Raw genomic sequence first — 18982 nt, forward strand, 5'->3', positions numbered from 1 at the left:
CAGGTGGCGAACCCGCTGCTGCTCATCAGGCCGGCCGTCATAGGGCCAGCCGAGAGGGATGGGGCATGGCGGCGCGGCTGGGCCCGCCTATCCGTCGATCAACCGCCGCAGCAACGCGACAACGCTGCCCTCGCCGACCAGCAGCAACAGCACGATCGCCGCGAACACCATTTCAATCCTGCCGAGCCTGTCTTTAGCTTGTTTCCAGCGTTCGGCGCAGACCGCCTCGTGCATGGCGAGCCTCGCCGCGACATCATCCTCGCTCATTGTCTGGTCCCCTGTCCCCTATAGCCGCTCGAGAATCCGGAAGGCCCGGTTCAGCAGTGGGAAGCTCCCGCGCGCGCCGGCGGCCTCCTCGCCCGGCTGGTTCACCGCGCCCTAGATGGCACGCCGGTTCGTCTCCGCCCGGCTGTCCCCGGTCTCCGGGATTTAAAGCGCGTCCCGCGCCGCACCGAGCCGCCGCACGAGGTCTCGGTGCGCTTCTGTGGCCTCCGCGCGCGAGAGCGCCGGCAGCGTGAAGCCCGCAAAGCGCGGGTTGGCCAGCGCGGGCACGACGAACTCGGCGCCAGTGAGCGGGTTGCGGTCGCGCTGGTCGAGGACGACGCGCCCCTCCCGCAGGCCGTAGGCCATGCCGCGCCCGAGCCGCCAGAGTGGGCCCGCCGCGACGATGCCGACGTCGATGGCGGGGAGCGAGGCGTCGGCGACATCGACCAGCAGGTAGCGCGCCGTCGCTGGGCTGCTCCGCAGCAGGATGACATTGCCGTTGGCCTCGTCGCCAGTGTTCGCGGGCACCGCTCCGGTGTCGTGTGCGATCGCCGTCGCGTCGATGGAGGAGCCGGTGGCGGACAGCGCGATCACCTGGCCATTGGTGAGCCGCGCGGCGTAGACTCGGACCACCCGGTAGAAGACCCGCCGCTCGCCAGCGGTGATGTCGAGCCGGTTCGACGGCGACATCACGACGGAAGCCGACGACCCCAGTAGGGTGCCGTTCTCGGCCACGGCCGCATCGTTGGTCGCCGCGGCAATCGTGCCCCGCGTCGCGACGCCGGTGATGCGCGCTACGGTCTGCTGGAATTGGGTCGCACTGGAGCGGACAACGCGATGGGCCAGGCTGACGCTGGTCGTGCTGGCGGCGGTGACGCGCAGCTGGACGGCGTCGACGTTGCTGCCGTTGTCGAGGCTGACGTGCCCGACAAAGCCAGTGGCCGCGGTGGCGGTGGTGACCTGCTCGGCATTCAGTGTCACGGCGCCGGAGACCGCCACGGTGAGTGAGCCGCCATCCACCGCCCGCATCGCCGCCGCTGGCGCCCCCCGCGGCGGGCAGGATGGGCATGGTCGGGAAGGTGCCTAGCTCGAGCTGGGGCAGCGCGACGCGGATGGTTACGTCGTGGGTGCCGGCGTTGAAGCTAAAGACCGCAAAGGGCCGGATACGCGCAACCGTGGCGCCACCTGAGAGGGTCATCACCTGCACCGCACGTTCCGCAGCGAGCCGCCCTGTGCCCGGGACCGCCTGGTTCTCCAAGCGCTGCCGCACCAACGTCGCGGTGCTGGTCAGCTCGGCGATCCCCGCTTGGTGCTTGGCGATGCCGCCGACGACCACCGACTCCAGCTTGGCGAAGTAGGAGTGAGCGAAGCTGTCGCCGTTCACGATGGCGATGGCGGTGGTGGTCTCGAACCAGACGGTGCCGCTGCCGGTGCCGGAGGGGACGGTTCCAGTAAAGCGCAGGGCGACGTAGGGCATGCCGTTCTCGGTGCCAAAGCCTGCAATCTACGCAGCAATGCCGTTGGCCTCGGCGCTGGCCCAGTTGGTCGGCGCGGTGCCGGGGTTTCCGGCGACGGCCCCTGCGCCGCGCGGATTGCGTAAATTGTTGGTGCGCGCCGGCTCGACCAGCAGCCCGAGGGGGGGTGAGCGTGGCCGGGTCGTGCGCGATGCGCCATTCCGAGCCGGTGGCGATGGCCAGGTCGCCGGCGGCGTTGAAGAACGTCGCCTCGCCGGTCCCGGCGCCGCCGCGCGTGCCGGACCAGCCGGTCATGGCTGAAGGCGTGGCGGCCAGGAAGTCGAGCCCGACGAGCGGCGTCGCATCCACGAGGGCCTCCAGCGTCCCGAGCCGCCAGCGCGCGGTTGCGCTGGTGGTGAGGTTGGTGGAAATCAGCGGCACGGCCTCCACCGGCGTCGCGGCGCCGAAGTCGATCAGGATGGACGCCGCCCCGCCGGTGAAGCGCGCGCGCAGCCGCGGCTGCGGATCGCGCAGATTGGCCGCGGGCATGCCGGCCGCGGCCGGCGTCAGCGCGGTGAGTGCGACGGCGTCGCGCACCCGCTCGTCGTAGAGGAAGGCACCGGGCATCGGTCTGATCCTGCGAGGATGATTTCGACGCGCCGCCCGGCCAGCGCCTCGCGCCAGCCTACGACGACCCCTGTCAGGCCGGCGTCCACGCCATAGGCCGGGTAGGCGATGCGGCCGATCTGGCCGATCTCAATTTGGCCGAGGTAGCGGTCGGTGGTGACGGCCACGAGCCGTGGTCCGCGCTCGACCCAGTCGCGCCAGCGTGCGGCCCGTGCTGCGGGCAGCCGCCTCCGTCGCGTAGAGGCCGGGGAGCGTCAGGCTGCGCTGCCGTGCCACTCGGCTGGTGACCAGCGCGCTCTCCGCCCGGGCGATGGATTGCGCGGCCTCGAGCCGCTGGCGGTCCGCGGCGGGGACGCTGCCAGCCATGTTGGAGAGCGGCGACCAGTTGCGGCCCCAGGCGACCTCGACAACACGCGGCGGTGGCTGAAAGGCGGCCAGGGCCGCGCGGTGGGCTTCGGTCAACGTCGGTGGTTGGCCCGGCGCCTTGCGATCCAGCAGGCCCTCGGGCCCTTGGGCGTTAAACTTGATCACCCAATCCCGCACGATCTGCAGCGTCACGGTGCCGACCCGCGCGGCTTCGCTGCGGGAGGCGCCATCGTAGATCGCCGCCAGCGTCAGGAGCCGACGAACCTGCGCCGCATCTTTGGACCGCCTCGCCGCCGCTCGAAGCGCCCAAACGTCAAAGTCATGGCGAAGGGGAAGCGGCTGTCCTATGGCGATGTTCCGATGCCCGCCACCTTGAATCAGAAAACAGCCGCGTCGGGGAATCCCCTTCGTGAGTCTCCGTCAGAATGATTCGTTATAATTCAGGTTTCGTGGCACTGGTGGATCAGTTTCTGCCTGGTTGGGAGCATCGGCGCGACCAGCTCAACGGGCTGCCCGTGCGCCATGTGGACTGGACCTACTGAGAAAGGTCGGGGACGACTTGAATGTATTCGCGCTCCGAGGGGCGACCGATAGGCGGTCGGCTTGCGAAAAGCTCCCAAGATCAGCGCAAAGAAATTTTCGCCGAATCAAGAAGATAAGGCTTGAAGGTTAAATCGGGCTACTCCCGAGCTTCGGAGACTTTCGGGCCTCCGGAGAGACATTTCCGGGCTCGTTGCATTCTCCAACCCTCAAGCCGTCGCGGCAAAACCCCAGGAAACCTGCGGTTCACGGCGCCGCCTGATACATGGTGATTGGTTGTTCGGGGAGATACTGGAGCAGCGGTGGGAACCGGAGTCTAACTTGCTCTGGTGTTCCTGGGACGCGCCTCGATAGTTGGGCGCGCCCCATGCGGCAACGGAGCCCTCGGCTTTAGTCCCGCGGGGCCGACGTCGGCAGCGTCGAATCCCCCAGCGTCACCGCGAAGCGTTCGATCCGCCCGGTGAACGCGAAAGGCGGCCGGTAGTCGCGCATGTCTACCGACGAACCGGTGTCGTGCCCGATGTCGAAGCTCTCGTCGCCCTGCACTGCGAAGGGAAGGCTGCGCGCCATGGCCTGCCGCGAGACGGCGCGGCCGTTCACGAGGAGCGTACCCGTTCCACCGCGCCCCACCGGCGGCCCGGCCGCATCGGGCGTGAATTCGAAAACGACGCTGTGGCGCCCCGGCGGCAGCGCCTCCGGTGCCTCCCATCGGATGCGCTCCAGGTCGAGCAGATTCCAGGTGAAGACCGGCCGCCCCTCCAGCAGGTAGAAGCCCCAGCCGGCGAAGCGCCCGCCATGCGTCGCGATCACGCCGTGCGCGCCAGCGGCCGGCACCTCGATTTCCGCCTCCAGGCGATAGGCACGGTTCAGCAAGGAGGGCGCGGCATTCGCCGGCAGCCCGCCACCCAGGCCGCGAAAGATGAATTCGCGGCGCCCGGCCGCCGGCCCTGGGCGGGGCGCGATGAGGCGTGGCAGGCTGGAGTTGTCGAGCGGCAGCACCTGGTGGCGCGCCGCCTCCACCAGGAAGCGCTGCTGCAAATCGAGCAGACGCTCGGGCTGCTGCGCCGCGAGGTCGCGCGCCTGGGTCGGATCTTCGATGAGGTTGTACAACTCCCACGTGTAGCCGTTCAGCGCATCCTCCGGCGCGTGCCCGCTGCTCTCCCAGGGCAGCGTGGGCGGCGTCGTATTGGCATACCAGCCCTCGTGATAGATGCCGCGATGGCCGAGCATCTCGAAATGCTGCGTGCGGCGGCGCGACGGCGCGAGGGCATTGGCGGCATCGAAGGTATAGGCCATGCCGATGCCCTCCATCGGCCGCTGCGCCACGCCATTGACCGAGCGCGGCTCAGGGATGCGCGTCGCCTCCAGGATGGTTGGCGCGATGTCGGTCACGTGATGGAATTGATGTCGGACGCCGCCGCGATCAGTGATGCGGGCCGGCCAGGAGATCGCCATGCCGTTGCGCGTGCCACCGAAATGCGAGGCGACCTGCTTGGTCCAGCGATAGGGCGTACCGAAGGCCCAGGTCCAGCCCACGGCGAGGTTCGGGTAGGTGGTGTCATCGCCCCAGGCCTCCAGGAAGGGAAGCTGCCGTTCCACTGGGATCTCGACGCCGTTGAAGAAGGCGAATTCGTTGGGCGTGCCGCGCAACTGCCCCTCCGCGCTGCCGCCATTGTCGCCGCTGATGTAGATGATGAGCGTGTTGTCCATCTGCCCCGCGTCGCGCACCGCCTGGATCACGCGGCCGATCTCGTGGTCGGTGTAGGCGAGATAAGCGGCGAAGACCTCAGCCTGGCGCGCGAAGAGGCGCCGCTCCTCGGCCGAGAGGCTCGACCAGCGCGGCAGCGTGTCCGGCCAGGGCGGAAGCACGGCGTTGGGCGGCAGCACGCCCAGGCGCTGCTGGTTCGCGAAGATGCGCTCGCGCAGCACCTCCCAGCCCTCGTCGAACTGGCCGCGGAAGCGCGCGATCCATTCGGGTGTCGGGTGATGCGGGGCATGCGCGCCGCCGGGCGCGTAGTGGATGAACCAGGGACGGTTCGGCGTTACCTCGGTCAGCAGGCGGATATGCGCGATGGCTTCCTCCGCCATGGCGGTCGTCAGGTTCCAGCCGGGCCGTCCCTCAAAGGGCAGGATGCGCGTCGTGTTGCGGTAGAGGTTGCCGGGCTCCCACTGGTTCGTCTCGCCGCCTATGAAGCCGTAGAAGAAGTCGAAGCCCAGGCCGGTGGGCCAGCGGGTGAAGGGGCCCGCCGGGCTCGTCTCCCAGGGCGGCGTGTTGTGGTTCTTGCCGAACCAGGCGGTGGCATAGCCATTCTGCCGCAGCGTCTCGGCGATGGTGGCGGTGTCCGCGCCGATGATCGCGTTGTAGCCGGGAAAGCCGGTGGATAGCTCGGCCACGGCGCCGAAGCCGACCGAGTGCGGGTTGCGTCCCGTCAGCAGCGAGGCGCGCGTGGGCGAGCAGAGCGCGGTGGTGTGGAATTGCGTGTAGCGCAACCCGGCCTGCGCGATCTCCTCGAGTGCTGGCGTCGGGATGACGCCGCCGAAGGTGGAGGGCGAGCCGAAGCCGACATCATCGGTGATGATGAGCAGGACGTTGGGCGCGAGCTCGGGCGCGGCGAGGGTGGGCGGCCAGGCGGGTACGCTGTCGCGCGCCGTCGGGTTGATCGTGCCGGTGAAAGGTGCGGGCGCCTGCGGCAGCACGCGCGAGTCCGGAAACTCCAGCGCCGTCGGCGAACCTCGTGTGCCGCGTAGCTCCTGCGCCGCACCGGGCCGGGGCACTGTAGTGAGGCAGGCCGCGGTCAGCAGCGCGCTGGCCATCGCCCGCCCCGCGACACGCGCCACGCGGGCGACGCCTGGAAGAAAAAAGCCTGCGTACGGGGTAAAATAATTCATGGCACGTTCGCTCCTTTTCCAGACGATTCAGACAAAGAAATCTTCCCACGATTGTAAAGATTTCCCGACATGCCGTGACGTTCCTTAGCTTGTTCTTCGCGCCTTGTGATAGGACGCGCGTTGAGACTATCGTGGGGGCGTTGTCCAGCACTGAGCAAGATCAAAAGAAGGAAGAATGGGAATGCACACACAGCGTCGGTGCGGATGGGTGATGGCGGGTGCGATCGGCGGGATGTTCCTCGCGGCGCCGCCCGCGATGGCGCAAGCCCCTGTGCCCACCACCAACGAGTGGAACATGGTGCTCTCCCCTTATGTCTGGTTCTCCGGCATGAGCGGCGACATCTCCGTCCCCGCCGGCTCGGTGGATTTCAGCGCGAGCTTCGGCGACATCTTCCAGACGCTGAAATTCTCCGCGATGGGGCTGTTCGAGGCACGACGCGGCAATGTCAGCGTGGTGGTGGACACGCTCTACCTCAACCTCCAACAGGGCATCCCGGTGCCGGGCGCATCGCACGGCACCTGGAGCGGCGGCAGCGCTCGGACGCAATCGGCCGAGCTCACCGCCATCGGCCTCTACACGATCGCCGAGGCTCAGAGCGGGCGCATCGAACTTGGCGGCGGCGTGCGCGGTTGGTGGTTCAACACCGCGATCAATTACAATGCCGGCCTGTTGCCCGCACGCAGCCGCGACAGCACGACGAACTGGCTCGATCCCATCCTCTCAGCGCGCGGCGTCCTGCGCCTGACCGACAGTCTCTCCTTCACGGCCTATGGCGATATGGGCGGGTTCGGCGTCGGGGCGCAATTCACCTGGCAGGCCATGGGCACGCTGGACTGGCGGATCAACGAGCGGCTCAGCGCGTCCATCGGCTACCGCCACATCCACATCGATTACGAGAAGGGGCGCGCCAATATCGGGATCGATCTTTCGGGCCCGATCATCGGCGCCAGCTACCGCTTCTGAACAGCGCGCGCCGCGCTACCGCCGTGCCCGCAGCTGCGTGAGCAACGCGGCGGCCTCGCGATCCGCCGGGTTGAGCGCGGCCGCAATGGCAGCGAGGCGCTCGGCTTCTGTGACATTCCCCCGTTCCCGCTCGATGGTGGCGAGCGCGACCAGGCTGTCGCGATGGCGCGGATGGCGTTCCAGGTTGCCGCGCAGCACCACCACAGCCTCCTCCGTCCGGCGCACTTGGTTCAGCGCGATCGCCTGCACATAGGCATGGCGCGGCTCATCGGGCCGTAGGCGCGCCGCCTCCGCCAGGGGCGCGACCGCATTCGCGGCGCGCCCCTGGCGCGCGAGGGCCAGCGCCAGCGCGTGATGTGCCTCGGCCTCGCCGGGATGGGCGGCGACGGCGCGGCGTAGCGCCGCCTCGGCGGCCGCGGGGCGCCCGCGCCCCGCCTCGAAATCCGCGAGGTTCACCAGCGCGCCCAGATGCGCGGCATCGCGCGCCAGCGCATCGCGATAGGCGGCCTCGGCGCCCGCCATGTCGCCGCGCGCGGCGAGTAGCGCCGCGATGTTCACATGCGCCTCCGGTCGATCGGCCGCCACGCGCTCGCTGGCGATCAGCTCCGCCCAGGCCCGCGTGAAAGCCGGGCGAGTGGCTTCTGGAAGGGCCTCAAGCGGCACGGGCGCGAGCGCGCGCGCCGCCTCGATGCGAACGAAGCGCGTCTCATCGGCTAGGAAGCGTGCGGCGTGCAGCCGGTTCCGCGGATGCAGGCCCTCGAGCGTGCGCAGCGCCGCCGCGCGCACCAGCGGCTCGGGGTCGAGCAGCGCGGCGCCGATCGCCTGCGCCGTGGCGGGTGAAGGCGGCATGGGCAGGAGAGAGACGGCGGTGGCGCGCAGGATCGGCGCATGCGCCCGGTTGTTGGCGACGGCGGCCAGCAGCGCATCGGCGCCCGTCTCGCCGCTCCGCCCAGCGGCTATGGCGAGCGCGGGATGCGGATCATCGCGCCGGCGTGGCCCGAACCACGCCGCGATCCGCTCTGAGGCCCAGGACTGCGGCCTGTCCGTGTGGCAGGACGTGCAGGTGTCGGGCGCGCCGATCTGCGCCGCGACATCGGGACGCGGGATGCTGAAGGCATGATCACGCCGCCGGTCCACACCCATGTAGGTCACGGCAGGCATGTGGCAGGAGACGCATTGCGCGCCCGCGCCCCCGGCCGCATGGCGGTGATGCTCCGCCGTGTCGAAGCGGGCGGGCAGGTGGCATTGCGTGCAGACCGCGTTTCCCTCGGCGCGCAGCGAGCCGCGATGCGGGTCGTGGCAGTCGGCGCAGACTACGCCGGCCCGGCTCATGCGGGATTGCGCGAAGGAACCCCATTCGAAAACCTCACCCTGGATCTGGCCATCGGCGTGATATTCGCCGCGCTCGAGCAGCATCGGCGCATGGGTGTCCAGGAAGCGCGCGCCGGGCAGCGGGTCCGCGACAAGCGGGCGGGCGCGGGCGTGGCAGGCGCCGCAGGTCTCGACCTGCGCTGCGGTGGATTGACGCGGCGGTCCCTCCCAGCGCGCCATGCCGCGCGGGTCATTCGCGGCGAAGCGCCAGGCACCGCCGGAACGGTCACGGAGCCGGACGGACAGTCCGCGATGGGGGTCTTCCGCGCGGGCACCGGCCCGTGCCCAGGCCACATGCGCGGCACCCGGCCCATGGCAACTCTCGCAGCCGACGCTGATCTCGGTCCAGCTCGTGTCATACCGATTCCTGGCCGCATCGTAGCCGCGCACCAGCCCGGTCGTGTGGCAGGAGGCGCACATGAAGTTCCAGTTCTGCTCGCGGCCGGTCCAGTGCAGCGGGTCACCGGCGGGCAGGGGATCATCGGCCATCAAATGGTACCAGCGCTGGCCGCCTTGCTCGCGCGGCCGGCTGTCCCAGGCCCAGGGGAGCCCCTGGCGACGGCCATCGGGGAAGAGCACAAGGTATTGCTGAAGCGGATCGGCGCCGAAGGTCTCGGTGATCGTGAAATCCATCCACGATCCGTCTGGACCATCGGTGCGGATCACGTAGCGGTCACCCTCGCGCCGGAAGGTCGCGGTGTGGCGACCATCTGTGGCGGCCACGCCCGAGAAGTCGCCGAGCACATTTTCGGGTGATGCCACCGCCATGGCGCGCGCGTGGTCGCTCTCGCGCCAGTCGGCGGCTTGCGCTGCGTGACATGAAGCGCAGGTGGATGAGCCGACGAAGCCCTGGCGCGCCCTTTCCATGGCGCGTGGCTCGGATGGGTTGACCAGCAGCGCGGCGAGCAGGAAGGGCAGGGCAATCAGCACCGCAAGGCCGGCCAGCAGTGCGAGGCGCGTGTCACGCAAAGGCGGAAAAGACTTCATTTTGGGCACCGGAACCGATCACGGCCCCGCATGTTTCCATGCGGGGCCGTGTCATGGCGAGTGTTGCTTCAATTTCGAGCTGCAGGCTGAGGGAGTGTGCTGACGCCAAGACTGAACTGCACGCTGCGCAAGGTGCCGGTGAAGGCAAAGGGCACCTGATAGTCGCGGTCATCCACGGGCGTGCCGGTGTCCTGCCCGACATCGAAGGGCTCATCCCACTGCATGTAGAAGGGGATGCTCCGCTCCTTGCGGCGCTCGGCCACGCTGCGGCCATTGACCGAGAGCGTGCCAACCCCGCCGAGCCCTCCGGGTGGCCCCGACGCGTCAGGCCGCCACTCGAAGACAATGTTGTGGCGGCCAGGGGGAAGCGCCTCCGTCCACTCCCACTTCGTTCGCTCGATGTCGAGGAAGTTCCAGGTCCAGACCGGGCGCCCCTCCCGGAGATAGAAGCCGTAGCCGCCGAAGCGTCCACCCTGCGCGGCCAGGATGCCGTTCGCACCGCCCGCAGGAACCTCGATCTCCGCCGTGACGCGGTAGGCGCGGTTGAGGATCGGGGGCGAACTGTCCGAGGTCAGGCCCACGCCCGTGCCGCTATAGGTGAATTCCGTGCGGCCGGCCGAGAAGCCGGGGCGCTGGACCAGCAGGCGGGGCAGCGTCGAATTGTCCATCGGCAGCACGCCATAGCGCGTGGCCTCCACCAGATAGAGCTGTTGCAGGGCGCGCAGCCGGTCAGGATGCTGTTCCGCAAGATTGCACGACTGCGTCGGGTCCTCGGCGAGATTGTAGAGCTCCCAGGCATAGCCGTTGATCACGTCCGCCGGCGGCTGCGAAGCGCTGTCCCAGGGCGGGTTCGGCGGCGTCGTGTTGGCGTACCAGCCATCATGATAGATGCCGCGATGGCCGAACATCTCGAAGTGCTGCGTGCGCCGGCGTGTGGCGGCAGCGGCATTCGCGCGGTCGAAGGTATAGGCCATGCTGACGCCCTCGATCGGGCGCTGCGGCACACCGTTCACGCTGTTCGGCTTGGGAATGCCGATCGCGTCCAGGATGGTTGGCACCACGCCGGTCACGTGATGGAACTGGTGGCGGATGCCGCCGCGGTCGGTGATGCGCGCGGGCCAGGAGATGGCCATGCCGTTGCGCATGCCGCCGAAATGCGAGCCGACCTGTTTCACCCAGCGATAGGGCGTGCTGAAGGCCCAGGCCCAGCCGGCGGCCATGTGGTTATAGGTGCGGTCGCTGCCCCAGGCATCAAGCAGTTCGAGCTGCCGCGCGACCGGCGTCTCGATGCCGTTGAAATAGGCCACTTCATTCGGCGTGCCATTGAGCCGGCCCTCGGAGGGGGCGCCATTGTCGCCGCTGATGTAGATGATCAGCGTGTTGTCGATCTGCCCGGCATCTTCCACCGCCTGGATGGCGCGCCCGAGTTCATGATCGGTGTAGGCGAGGAAGGCGGCATAGACTTCCACCTGGCGCATGAACAACCGCTTCTGGTCATCGGAGAGTCTGGACCAGCGCTGCAGGATTTCCGGCCAGGGCGTCAGTACGGCATTGGCCGGCAGCACGCCGAGGCGCTGCTGGTTGGCGAAGATCTGCTCGCGCAGCGCCTCCCAGCCCATGTCGAAGCGGCCGCGGAAACGCATGACCCACTCGGCAGGCGGCTGGTGCGTAGTCGACGAACCATGGCCGGCCCGGCGCCGCCTCACGCTGGGTGCGGATATAGGCGATCGCCTCATCCGCCATAGCAGTGGAGAGGTTCCAGTTTGCCTGGCCGAGGAAGGGATGGATGCGCGTCGTGTTGCGGAACAGGTTGCCGGGCTGCCACTGGCTCGTATCGCCGCCGACGAAGCCGTAGAAATAGTCGAAGCCCATGCCGTTCGGCCAGCGCGTGAAGGGGCCCACCGGGCTCGCCTCCCAGGGCGGAACATTGTGGTTCTTGCCGAACCAGGAGGTCGCGTAGCCGTTCTGCCGGAGCGTCTCGGCGATGGTCGCCGTTTCGGGTGGGATGATGGCGTTGTAGCCGGGGTAGCCCGCGGAGACCTCTGAGATCACGCCATAGCCGATGACGTGCTCCCCTGAATGTATCCACACTATCCAACTATGTCGATGCCGGCCTCCATGGCGAGGATCAGTGCCGGAACACGGTGAGCTTGCGCTCCGCGTGGCCACCCCGGGAAACGCATCAGGCATTCGGCGTTTGTTTGTCGTTTGTTTCGCCCTGGACAATGCCTAGAAGCGTGATCGTGAATACGGCGCCTTCCGCTTCGTTGTGCGCCTCGATGTCGCCACCCATGCCCTTCACCAGGCTGTGGCAGATCGACAGTCCCAGGCCTGTGCCGAGGTCTGCGTCCTTGGTGGTGACGAACGGCTCGAACAGCCGTGCCATTACCTCTTGGGCGATGCCACCGCCGGTATCGGCGATGGTCAGTTTGACTGTTCCCGCCGATCCCGGCGCCGCCGTAATGCGGACGCGTCGCGGCGCACCATCGGGCCGCGCGGCAAGCGCGTCGCGAGCGTTCAGCAGGAAGTTCGACAGCACCTGCTCGAGCAGCACCTCCTGGCCGCGCACGACCGGAGGAGGGTCGCCGAGTTCCACCTCGACCTTAATCGAGGCATCCCGCAGCACGCTGCCAGCCAGATCGAGGGCGCCCTCAACCGCAGCCGTCAGTGGCACGAGCTGCGGCGATGCCCCTGCCTCGGTGCCACGAGCGAAGCGTCGCAAATGCTCGATGGTTTGGGCCGTCCGCTGCGTCTGCCCCACAATCTTCTCAAACTGTTCAACAGCGCCCACCGTGTCCCCTCGACCAGCTGCGATCTGGCCCATCTCGGCCGTAAGGGAAATACACTGGAGCGGTTGCTTCATCTCATGTGCTAGGCCGGCGGCCATCTCACCGAGCGAGGCCAGTCGAGCCGCAGCCACGGCGCGCGCTTCCGCTTCGCGCTCCGCTGAGACATCAAGGATGTAGCCGACCACTTCGCAGACCCCGTCCTGCCGGCGAGCCAACAGTCGGCACCGCGACCTGAGTGTGCGCCAGGAGCCATCGGGCTGGCGCATTCGATACTCGATGGTACCCGCGCCCTCACGCACCACCCGGTCGAAGAAATCGTGATAGTCGTCGACTTCCAGATCCACCCAGGATTGAAAGTTGTCGACGCCAGCGAATGTCGTCGCCGGCCAGCCTGTCACTGTCTCTATGTCGCCCCGGCGCGAGACGAGGCGCGTCGTCCTGTCCGGCGCCAACTCACGAAGGAAGATCACCGCCGGCAGCCCGCGGAGCAGCCGGTCCACTTCGGCGCGCCCCGTGCGCAGCGCCGCGGCTTCGCGCCTGGCGTCACCGATGGCCTCGCGGCGGCTGGCCCAGACCGCAGTTGACAGACCCAGGCAGAGGGTGGCCCCAACGGCCAGCAGCCAGCGCAGCGCACGCCATGCAGAGGCCTGCTGCATCGCCAGGGGTTCTGCCACCGCAACGGTCCAGTTGGGGGCCAGCGTTGGGCGCTCGACGGCGTAGGAGTACGTCCTGCCATTGAGCCCCGGCCCCGTCAGGAGGGCACTATGGCGGCGCACCATCGCGTCAATGATCCATTCCGGCACTGGCCTTCCCACAAGGCGCACGTTCTGGGAGTGCCCGACGATACGGAAACGCCCGTCCCCGATTGCGGCGAAGGTCGCAGTCGGCAGGCCCTGGCGGCTGAGTAGATCCTGCAGCAGTTCCGGACCAAAGCTTAGGGAGAGGCCGACAGCGGTGGGGGTTGTGTCGCCGACCGGTACCATGACGGTCAGGATCTCCCGACGCGCCATGTCGCCGTAGAACAGGTCAGAGACCATTGCCCTGCGGCCTTCGAAGACGCCGAGCAACACATCGCGCAGGATGGCGCGCGTCCCCTCGGGGATCGGCTCAAGCACCTGCCCCGGTTGCAGGGGCAGGTTCGTGTTGAGCACAAAGTGGTCCGGCCCGGGCCCGACGAGGACAAACCATCCTGGTAAGGCAGTTGATACACGTGCAGCGGCCGCGGCGAACGCTTCTCGGTGCTCGAGATCGTCGAGTAGGCCAGTCCTTGCCAGTGCTTGCGCCACCTCCACAAAGGTTCCAAGGCGCGCGTCGACGGCAGCCGTCAGGGCCCGTGCGGTGTCCCTCAGACGTGCTTCGTCGGCAGCGCGGTACTGCCGGAGTGCATCAATCAGCACGAGGGCGAAGACGAGCGCGAGAGCCATGACGGGCAGAAGCGCCGCGAGGCCAATCAGCGGGCGATGGCGCCGGCGCAGGGTCATGGGGGGCGGTCGGGCGGCCAGTGTCACTTCAGCCTCCCGATTTCGATTATCGTACAGCACCAAAAATTACGTAAAGATGGGCAAGTGAGTACGTTTTGTTGCGCTTAACGCAATAGATCGGGACAGGAATAACATTATTTTTGATGGAAATGGCTTGGTGCGCGTCAAATCCAACCGACTGTGAGCAAGGTTGGCGCTGCTGTCACCTTCCGACAAGCGGCACAAACGGTCGTGACCCGTATGGTAGTGTAAATGCGACAGAGCCTGGGGTACGGAGCGAATCCGCTGGCGAAGCGTAGCGGAGATCCCAGGCTGCCACCGCAGTGTTCCTTGGTAGGGTTTGGGTTGTCGAGACCTTCAACCTTTGACCAAGACACCACTACGATGACCGATAACACGATGGGTCTGCGCGGGATTTTGGGAAAATCGTCTCACGCCAATATGCTGTGCGAGATGATCGGCGTTGCCGCCGAGCGGCAGATGGCGCTCGAAGTGGGCGGCCTGACAGGCGCAGACCACGGCGAACGCAGTGAGAACCGGAGTAAGCAGCGCAACGGCTACCGCGAGTGGGAGTGGCTGCCCAAGGGTCGGCTCGACGTCAGGAGTTGTTCTCGCAGACTCGTTGGGAAGGGGCTGCGGATGCCGAAAAGCCTCAAGCACATCCCAGACAAATGCACTTATTTTCATTCATTTAGACCTTGAGAGTTAAATCGGCCTACCCTCAAGCTTCGGAGAACTTCGGCGCTCCGGAGAGAGATTTCCGGGTTCGTTGCGTTCTCCAACCCTCAAGCCCACGCGGCAAAACCCCAGGAAACCTGCGGTTCACGGCGCTGTCTGATACGTGGTGAATGGTTGTTCGGGGAGATGCTTGAGCCGCGGTGGGAACCGGATTCCAACCTTCGCTGGGCACCGTGAGACGCGTCTCGCCAAGTGAGCCACCTTGGGAGTGTCTGTCCGAAGTCCGAAGCGGCCCAGAGGTGACCCTCCGTTGACGGAACGGCCCAACCCGACCACCTGTCCGGTGCCAATGATGGATTACATCCGCTCTCTCCGCATCGCCCGCGTACTCGGCCTTCTGGCCGTGCTGCTGACGGCCGGGTTCGGGCAGCACGCGCACGCGGCCAAGGCTGACCTGACACAGGCAATCGTCGGCGACTGCGTGACATCCGAGAAGGTGCCGAGCGAACAGGATGCGCCCGGCGCTGTCCATTGCGCCTTTTGTCATGCGGTGAGGGCCATGTTGCCGGCGCCGGAGAGTCTACGCGCGCCGATGTTGTTGGCGAACCGCCAGATCCCGGTCGAGAGCACGCGTCAGTTGGATTCTTTGGCACCCGTTGTTCCGTCCCCACCGCCCAGGCGTAGCGCCGCCGGCTAACCGCACCCGTCAGCCAGACGGGCGCGGCCACCGCGCTTTGCCCGTCCTCCTGCCGGATGTCATCATGTTGTCGCTCCCTGCCATGCTGCGCGCCGCTGCCGCGGCCGCTTTCCTTGCCTTCGCCATGCCGGCCCTTGCCCATGAGGGCCATGACGACGCACCCGCCTCCGCAGCCCCCGCGCGCCCTCGTCTTGCGGTCCGTTCAGACCTTTACGAGGTGGTCGCGGTGCGCGAGACGCCCGACCGCCTTCGCCTCTGGATCGACCTTTTCGAGGGGAATGAGCCGGTCACGGACGCTCAGGTCGAGGTGACGATCGGCGAGGCGAGCCTGCCAGCCGAGCGCGAGGAGGACGGAACCTACCGCCTCACCTCGTCGCTGCTGACGCGTACAGGTGCGCCGCTGGACCTCGTCTTCTCCATCACGGCGGGCGCGGCGGGCGACGATCTGCTGTCCGGGCTGCTGCCGGCGCTGCCAGCGCCCGATCCACATACAGGCCCCTTTACGGACCCCTGGCACGAGGCAGTGGAATGGGCCGCGCATCGGCCCTGGCTCGTGGGCGGCGGCGGTGCCGCGCTCGGCTTGCTGTGCGGCCTGCTGCTTGCGCGGCCGCGGAGCCGGCGCCGCGTTGCTGCCGCCCTCTCGCTGGCGTTGGCGGCGACACCCGCCTTGGCCGGCCCCGGACACGACCATGATGGGCCGGCTGCCGCGCCGGCGATCGGCATCGACGCGCCCAGCCGCCTGCCGGACGGCGCCGTGTTCCTGCCAAAGATCAGCCAGCGCCTGCTGGAGGTCCGCACGATCACCCTGCGCGAAGCCGATGCCTCGCGCACAATCACCCTGGTCGGCCGCGTGGTGGCCGACCCCAACCGCGGCGGCTTGGCGCAGAGCATCGCCGGCGGGCGCATCCTGGCGCCGGAAGGCGGGCTGCCGCGACTGGGCCAGGCTGTGCGCCGCGGTCAGGTGCTGGCCATCGTGGAGCCGGCCATTCCGGTGGCCGACCAGACCACCATCGCCGAACGCTCCGGCGACCTTGAGCAGCAGATCGCCACCGCCGAGGCGCGCCTGGCGCGCTCGCGAAACCTCGCAGCCAGCGGCGCGGGCACCCGCGTGCAGGTGATCGACACCGAGATCGAGCTGGAAGGCCTGCGCCGCCGCCGTGCCACGCTGGCGCAGAACCGCATCGCCCCCGAAGTCATCCGCGCGCCCGCGGATGGCGTGATCGCCTCGGCCCGTGCCGCTGCCGGGCAGGTGGTCGCCGCCCAGGACGTACTGTTCCAGATCGTGGACCCCGCCGGCCTGTCTGTAGAAGCGCTGGTCTTCGGGGCGGATGCCGCGATGGTGCTGCGCGAGGCCACCGCCTCGGTGCGTGGCGGGCAACCCATTCGCCTGGTGCTGCAGGGCTTCGGCCGGGCGGTGCAGCAGGGCGCGACGCTCGTGCAGTTCAGTATCGAGGCACCGCCCCCCGGCCTCTCCCTCGGTCAGCCAGTGACCGTGGTGGCCGAGATCGCGGAGCCGATCCGCGGCCTCATCCTGCCCCGCGCCGCCGTGGTGCGCGCTGCCAATGGCGAGCAGGTGGTCTGGCGCCATGTCGAGCCCGAGACCTTCGCCGCCGCCCCGGTCCGGGTCGAGCCGCTGGATGCCGCCCGGGTGCTGGTCGCCGCCGGGCTGCGGGCCGGCGAGCGCGTGGTGGTGCAGGGCGCTGGCCTCGTGAATCAGGTGCGCTGATGTTTCAGATCCTCGTCACGGGCAGCCTGCGCAATCGGCTGCTGGTCCTCATCGCCTCGTTGGTGCTGGTTGGCTACGCGCCTTCGTGCTGCCCCAGGTGCCGGTGGATGTCTTCCCCGACCTGAACCGACCCACCGTCACCCTGCTGACCGAGGCCGAGGGCCTCGCACCCGAGGAGGTGGAACGCCTCGTTACCTTTCCCATCGAGACGGCGATGAACGGCATGCCTGGCGTGGCGCGCGTGCACTCCGTCTCGGCGCTGTCGCTCTCCATCGTCTATGTCGAGTTCGAGTGGTCGGCGGAGCTTTATCGCGCGCGGCAACTCGTCTTGGAACGCCTCGGCGTCGTCCGCGCCTCCCTGCCGCCGGCGGTCTCGCCGGTGATGGGCCCGGTCTCCTCCATCATGGGCGAGATCATGCTGGTGGCGGTACGCGCCGAGGGCGTCACGGCCATGGCGGCGCGCGAGGCGGTGGATTTCACCATCCGCCCGCGCCTGCTCAGCATCCCTGGCGTGTCGCAGGTCATCCCGATCGGCGGGGAGGTGCGGCAATACCGAGTGACGCCCGATCCAGCGGCGATGCTGGCCCTAGGTGTCACCTCCGAGCAGATCGAGGCCGCGGTGGGGCGCTTCGGGACCAACACCGGCGGTGGCTTCGTGGACCAGCGCGGGCGGGAATACCTCATCCGCAACCTCGGCCTCACGCAACGCCTCGAGGATCTGGCGGAGACCCCCGTGGCGCAGCGCCCGGGCTACCCCACGCCCGTTCTGCTGCGCCAGGTGGCGAGGGTGGAGTTCGCCGCCCGGCCGCGCCGGGGCGACGCCGGCTATCGCGGCGGTCCTGCGGTAGTCTTCTCGGTGCAGAAGCAACCTGGCGCCGATACCATCTCCGTCACCCGCGCTGTCGAGGCCGCCTTGGCCGAGCTGCGCCCCAGCCTGCCGCCCGGGCTCGATGCCTCCCGTGTTCAGTTTCGCCAGGCTGATTTCATCGCCACCTCCATCCGGAATGTGGAGACGGTCCTGCTGGAAGCCGCGGCAGTGGTGGCGGTGGTGCTGATCCTGTTCCTACTGAATATGCGCGCAACGGTCATCTCGCTCACCGCCATCCCGGTCTCAGTGCTGGCGACGGTCGTGGTGTTCCACATCTTCGGCCTGACCATCAACACCATGACGCTGGGTGGCATCGCCATCGCCATCGGCGAGCTGGTGGATGACGCGGTGGTGGATGTCGAGAACATCCTGCGCCGCTTGCGCGAGAACGCCGCACTCGCCATGCCGCGCCCTGTGCTGGAGGTGGTAGCGGCGGCGAGCCAGGAGGTGCGCTCGGGCATCGTCTATGCCACCGCCATCGTGGTGCTGGTCTTCGTGCCGCTCTTCGCGCTGCCGGGCATCGAGGGGCGCCTCTTCGCGCCGCTCGGCCTCGCCTACATCGTGGCGATCCTGGCGAGCCTTGCCGTATCGGTCACGCTGACGCCGGTGTTGGCCTATTGGCTGCTTGGTGACCGGCCAGCGAATACGCATCGCGCGGACAGCTTCGTGCTGCGCGGCGCGAAGCGCCTGACCCGGGCGGCCTTGATGCAGGCGCTGGCGCGGCCGCGGCTGATCGACGCCGCCGTGCTGCTGCTGTTCGGCGCGGCCGCCTGGGGTGCCACGCAGCTGCCACGCGCGTTCCTGCCGGCCTTCAACGAGGGCACGGTCCTGGTCGGCGTCTCCTTCGTGCCCGGTATCTCGCTTGCTGAAAGCGCGCGCCTGGGTGCCGTGGCCGAGCGGCTGCTGGCGGACCTCCCTGAGCTGGTGTCCGTCGGCCGCCGCACCGGCCGTGCCGAGCTGGATGAGCACGCGGAGGGCGTCCATGTGAACGAGATCGACGTCGCGCTGCGCCGCTCCGACCGGCCGCGCGCCGAAGTGCTGGCCGATATCCGGGCGCGCTTGGCTCCGCTGCCCGCGAACATCAATATCGGCCAGCCCATCCAGCACCGGCTCGACCACATGCTCTCCGGCGTGAGGGCGGAGATCGCGGTCAAGCTGTTCGGCCCCGACCTCGACACGATGGCGACGCTGGCTCAGGGCTTGCGCGCCCGCGTGGCGGCCGTGCCGGGGCTCGTGGACATCCAGGTGGAACGCCAGGTCCGCATCCCGCAGCTTCAGGTC

11 protein-coding genes and 2 pseudogenes (1 of these 13 only partly in view) are annotated in these 18982 nt (G+C 68.4%); 6 read left to right on the top strand and 7 right to left on the bottom strand.

Going from position 1 to position 18982, the window contains the following annotated elements:
- Positions 1-87 precede the first annotated feature (87 nt).
- Together ACQ860_RS23185 and ACQ860_RS23190 are read right to left on the bottom strand one after the other, a co-directional pair.
- The gene (locus ACQ860_RS23185) at positions 88-267 is read right to left on the bottom strand and encodes a hypothetical protein (RefSeq protein WP_431305664.1); all 180 of its coding nucleotides are present in this window, start codon (positions 265-267) and stop codon (positions 88-90) included.
- Positions 268-429: 162 nt separating this feature from the next.
- Complete coding sequence (locus ACQ860_RS23190) at positions 430-1293, bottom strand: hypothetical protein (RefSeq protein WP_431305665.1); 864 nt, start codon at positions 1291-1293, stop codon at positions 430-432.
- Between the two features lie 636 nt (positions 1294-1929).
- Between ACQ860_RS23190 and ACQ860_RS23195 the strand changes: the two genes are divergently transcribed.
- Entirely contained in the window at positions 1930-2328 is a 399-nt protein-coding gene (locus tag ACQ860_RS23195; RefSeq protein ID WP_431305666.1) for a hypothetical protein, read from the top strand.
- Positions 2329-2474: 146 nt separating this feature from the next.
- Here the strand turns inward: ACQ860_RS23195 and ACQ860_RS23200 are convergent, their stop codons facing one another.
- Complete coding sequence (locus ACQ860_RS23200) at positions 2475-3113, bottom strand: helix-turn-helix domain-containing protein (protein ID WP_431305808.1); 639 nt, start codon at positions 3111-3113, stop codon at positions 2475-2477.
- Positions 3114-3641: 528 nt separating this feature from the next.
- The gene (locus ACQ860_RS23205) at positions 3642-6089 is read right to left on the bottom strand and encodes an arylsulfatase (protein WP_431305667.1); all 2448 of its coding nucleotides are present in this window, start codon (positions 6087-6089) and stop codon (positions 3642-3644) included.
- Positions 6090-6321: 232 nt separating this feature from the next.
- On the opposite strand from ACQ860_RS23205, the gene ACQ860_RS23210 reads away from it, so the two are divergent.
- A complete protein-coding gene (locus ACQ860_RS23210; RefSeq protein WP_431305668.1) occupies positions 6322-7104 on the top strand; it encodes a hypothetical protein in 783 nt (260 codons plus the stop codon).
- A 15-nt stretch (positions 7105-7119) separates the two neighbouring features.
- Here ACQ860_RS23210 and ACQ860_RS23215 read toward each other — a convergent pair whose 3' ends face one another.
- The 3 genes and pseudogenes from ACQ860_RS23215 to ACQ860_RS23225 all read right to left on the bottom strand — a co-directional run bounded on the left by ACQ860_RS23215 (position 7120) and on the right by ACQ860_RS23225 (position 13732).
- Positions 7120-9462 (bottom strand): cytochrome c3 family protein, encoded by a 2343-nt coding sequence (locus ACQ860_RS23215; protein WP_431305669.1) that lies wholly within the window; start codon positions 9460-9462, stop codon positions 7120-7122.
- A gap of 68 nt (positions 9463-9530) precedes the next feature.
- A pseudogene (locus ACQ860_RS23220) lies at positions 9531-11652 on the bottom strand (sulfatase-like hydrolase/transferase).
- Positions 11645-13732 carry an ATP-binding protein gene (locus tag ACQ860_RS23225; protein WP_431305670.1) on the bottom strand — a complete coding sequence of 696 codons (2088 nt, stop codon included), beginning with the start codon at positions 13730-13732 and terminating at the stop codon, positions 11645-11647. The pseudogene ACQ860_RS23220 and the gene ACQ860_RS23225 overlap by 8 nt, the downstream one beginning before the upstream one ends.
- A gap of 384 nt (positions 13733-14116) precedes the next feature.
- Between ACQ860_RS23225 and ACQ860_RS23230 the strand changes: the two are divergent.
- The 4 genes and pseudogenes from ACQ860_RS23230 to ACQ860_RS23245 all read left to right on the top strand — a co-directional run.
- A pseudogene (locus ACQ860_RS23230) lies at positions 14117-14335 on the top strand (IS256 family transposase); the annotation flags it as partial.
- A gap of 427 nt (positions 14336-14762) precedes the next feature.
- A complete protein-coding gene (locus ACQ860_RS23235) occupies positions 14763-15107 on the top strand; it encodes a hypothetical protein (protein WP_431305671.1) in 345 nt (114 codons plus the stop codon).
- 64 nt (positions 15108-15171) lie between these two features.
- On the top strand, positions 15172-16833 hold the full coding sequence (locus tag ACQ860_RS23240; RefSeq protein ID WP_431305672.1) for an efflux RND transporter periplasmic adaptor subunit: 1662 nt from the start codon (positions 15172-15174) through the stop codon (positions 16831-16833).
- 85 nt (positions 16834-16918) lie between these two features.
- Positions 16919-18982 carry the 5' portion of an efflux RND transporter permease subunit gene (locus ACQ860_RS23245; protein WP_431305673.1) on the top strand. Its footprint extends 981 nt past the window's final position, so the window shows 2064 of its 3045 coding nt (coding positions 1-2064); it begins with the start codon at positions 16919-16921; its stop codon lies off the right edge, out of view.

It is taken from the genome of Sediminicoccus sp. BL-A-41-H5 (assembly GCF_050632405.1).
Lineage (GTDB): Bacteria > Pseudomonadota > Alphaproteobacteria > Acetobacterales > Acetobacteraceae > Roseococcus.